The 2,755-nt window shown below is 67.3% G+C and carries 5 protein-coding genes; 3 read left to right on the forward strand and 2 right to left on the reverse strand.

The features are described from left to right. From ACE3TU_RS14695 to ACE3TU_RS14705, 3 genes are all read left to right on the forward strand, one after another. A partial coding sequence (locus ACE3TU_RS14695) for an outer membrane lipoprotein carrier protein LolA (protein ID WP_374625460.1) occupies nucleotides 1-465 on the forward strand: 465 nt, incomplete at its 5' end. 71 nt (nucleotides 466-536) lie between these two features. Further along, nucleotides 537-1,355 (forward strand): exodeoxyribonuclease III, encoded by an 819-nt coding sequence (locus ACE3TU_RS14700; protein WP_374625462.1) that lies wholly within the window; start codon nucleotides 537-539, stop codon nucleotides 1,353-1,355. Beyond that, a complete protein-coding gene (locus tag ACE3TU_RS14705) occupies nucleotides 1,352-1,738 on the forward strand; it encodes a RidA family protein (RefSeq protein ID WP_374625464.1) in 387 nt (128 codons plus the stop codon). Before ACE3TU_RS14700 ends, ACE3TU_RS14705 begins: the two co-directional genes overlap by 4 nt. 13 nt (nucleotides 1,739-1,751) lie before the next feature. Here the strand turns inward: ACE3TU_RS14705 and ACE3TU_RS14710 are convergent, their stop codons facing one another. Both ACE3TU_RS14710 and ACE3TU_RS14715 read right to left on the reverse strand, forming a co-directional pair. Then, nucleotides 1,752-2,201 (reverse strand): cyclic nucleotide-binding domain-containing protein, encoded by a 450-nt coding sequence (locus ACE3TU_RS14710; RefSeq protein ID WP_374625466.1) that lies wholly within the window; start codon nucleotides 2,199-2,201, stop codon nucleotides 1,752-1,754. 248 nt (nucleotides 2,202-2,449) lie between these two features. Next, nucleotides 2,450-2,755 (reverse strand): helix-turn-helix domain-containing protein (locus ACE3TU_RS14715; protein ID WP_374625468.1); only part of this gene is annotated, 306 nt, incomplete at its 5' end.

Raw genomic sequence — 2,755 nt, forward strand, 5'->3', positions numbered from 1 at the left:
ACCCAGGGCCAGCGCATCGAGGGCACCTTCTTTCTCGAGCGGCCCGGCAAGATCCTGTTCCGCTACAACCCGCCCAGCTACGAGCAGATCGTCTCGGTCGGCCGCGGCTTCTACGTCGTCGACAGGAAGGAGAAGACGCAGTACGCCTATCCGCAGGACAAGGTGCCGCTGCGCCAGTTCCTCGATGCCGAGATCGACCTGTTCAAGGCCAACATCGTCGCCCTCGGCCAGTCCGACGACTACTTCTCCGTTACCCTGCAGGACGATACTCCGGCCGGTATCGTGCGCGTGGCGCTGGTCTTCGATACCGAGAGCAAGGACCTCAAGCAGTGGACCCTGACCGAGCCCTCGGGAGCCGAACTGACCTTCTCGCTCTACGACGTCGAGACCGGCGTCGAGATTCCCAAGTCCTATTTCTACATCGACCCGACCTATCGCGCCGTCGCCGCCCCGGCCGAGGGCTGAGCCGCCGAATAGCGGCTTTACGCCTCGACCGGCCCCCGGCATAAGGAGCGCCCCCACCGCAGGGCGCCCCGATGCCGATCACCTTTGCCACCTGGAACATCAACTCCGTGCGCCTGCGGCTGCCGCTGGTGCTGGATTTCCTCGCCCGCTACCGCCCGGACGTGCTCTGCCTGCAGGAAATCAAGTGCCTCAACGACCAGTTCCCGCGCCAGGACTTCACCTCCGCCGGCTACCCGCACCAGGCCGTGCACGGGCAGAAGGGCTACCACGGCGTCGCCATCCTCTCGAAGTTCCCGCTGACCGACGTCTCGAGCCGCGTCTTCTGCGCCATCGAGGAGAGCCGGCACGTCTCGGCGCGCCTCGACTTCGGACGCGGGCCGGTCACCGTCCACAATTTCTACATACCCGCCGGCGGCGATCTGCCCGATCCCGAGATCAACCCCAAGTTCCGCCACAAGCTCGGCTTTCTGGGCGAGCTCAAGGCCTGGTTCGGCGAGGACCATTTCCGCGAGCGGCAGCTGATCTGCGGCGACTTCAACATCGCCCCGCTCGAACACGACGTCTGGAGCCACCGCCAGCTCATCGACGTGGTCAGCCACACGCCGGTCGAGACCGAGGCGCTGGGCGCCCTGCTCACCGGCGGTCACGGCTGGGTCGATGTGGTGCGCAAGTACTTCCCGGCCGATCAGAAGCTCTACTCATGGTGGAGCTATCGCGCCCGCGACTGGAATGCCGCCGACAAGGGCCGCCGCCTCGATCACATCTGGACCACCGCCGACCTCGCCGCCCATACCGTCGGGGCCGAGATCGTCAGGCCGGCCCGCGGCTGGTCCGACCGGCCGTCGGACCACGTCCCCGTCATCGTCCGCTTCGCTGCGGAGGCGTCATGAGGCGCGTGCTCGTCAGTTCCGGCTCCTATCTCGAGCCGGTGATCGGTTTCTCCCGCGCCGTCCGGGTCGGCAACCATATCGTCGTCGGCGGCACCGCCCCGATCCGCGCCGAAGGCGGCACCGCCGCGCCGGGCGATGCCTACGGCCAGACCGTGCGCTGCCTCGAGATCGTCAGGAAGGCCATCGAGAATGCCGGCGGCCGCCTCGAACATGTCACCCGCACCCGCATCCTGCTGACCGACATCGCGCTGTGGCAGGACGCCGCCCGCGCCCACGCCGAACTCTTCGGCACCATCCGCCCGGTGACCACCGTGATGCAGGTATCGGCCTTCGTCGATCCCGACTGGCTGGTCGAGATCGAGGCGGAGGCCATCGTCGACTGAGCCTTGCCTACCCTCAGCCGATCCGGCCGCGGACCTTCTCGATCGCCCCCAGATAGGCCGTCAGCTCCAACCGGATCCGCTCCGCCGCCCGGGCGGCGAGCTGCGGGTACTGGTTGGCCAGCTTCATGAAGGCGGCGCGCGGCACCAGCAGCGTCTCCACCGCATCGATCGCCTTGAGCGTCACCGGCCGGGGCTTGGCCACCACCAGGCCCATCGCGCCGAGCAGGGCACCCATCTCGTGGACGAGGAACGGGTTGTCCTCCGCCCCGTCCTGCAGCGTCGCCACCGTCCCCGAGATCAGCACATGGGCGCCCTCCGGCACGTCGCCGGAGGCGTAGATCACCGAGCCGGGCCGGAACTTCTTGCGCTCCGAGGCGAACGCGAGCAGGCGCCGTTGCTCGGCGTCGCAGACTTCGAAGAAGTCCGCGCGTCCCAGTATCGTCGCCGCGTCGTCTAGCTGCATCCCGCCCCAATCCCGAGCCGAAACCGCGTCCCGAGCCTGCCGGCGTCCGGATCGTGCCCCGCGGGGTCGATATAGAGCATTTCTTTTAAGGAACCGGAATCCATTTTGCCACGCATGCTTACGCAGCGCGGTTTATCCCATGCTTCGAACGGAAAAGCGGAGCGGAAATCCCAGTCGTCGGAGAGATCAAGGGTGGGGGCCCGCGCTCGCCCGGGCTTTCCGGCAATCCGCCAGGCGACCCCGCCCCCTCACGGCACCAGTCGATAGCCGCCCTCTTCCGTCACCAGCAGCCGCGCGTTGGAGGGGTCGCGCTCGATCTTCTGGCGCAGCCGGTAGATATGGGTTTCGAGCGTGTGCGTGGTGACCCGGTTATTGTAGCCCCACACCTCCTTGAGCAGGATTTCCCGGGTGATGGTCTTGGGCCCCTGCCGGTAGAGGTACTTGAGGATCGAGGTCTCCTTGTCGGTCAGCCGCACCTTGCCGCCGTCCGGCGCTTCGAGCAGCTTGGCCGCCGGCTGGAAGGAGTAGGGCCCGATGGTGAACACCACGTCCTC

Source organism: Devosia sp. (genome assembly GCF_041917035.1).
Taxonomy (GTDB): domain Bacteria; phylum Pseudomonadota; class Alphaproteobacteria; order Rhizobiales; family Devosiaceae; genus Devosia_A.

Bases quoted from the DNA above. Each gene is read 5' to 3' on its own strand.
- ACE3TU_RS14700 (WP_374625462.1), top strand. From the start codon at position 537: ATGCCGATCACCTTTGCCACCTGGAACATCAACTCCGTGCGCCTGCGG.
- ACE3TU_RS14705 (WP_374625464.1), top strand. From the start codon at position 1,352: ATGAGGCGCGTGCTCGTCAGTTCCGGCTCCTATCTCGAGCCGGTGATC.
- ACE3TU_RS14710 (WP_374625466.1), bottom strand. From the start codon at position 2,201: ATGCAGCTAGACGACGCGGCGACGATACTGGGACGCGCGGACTTCTTC.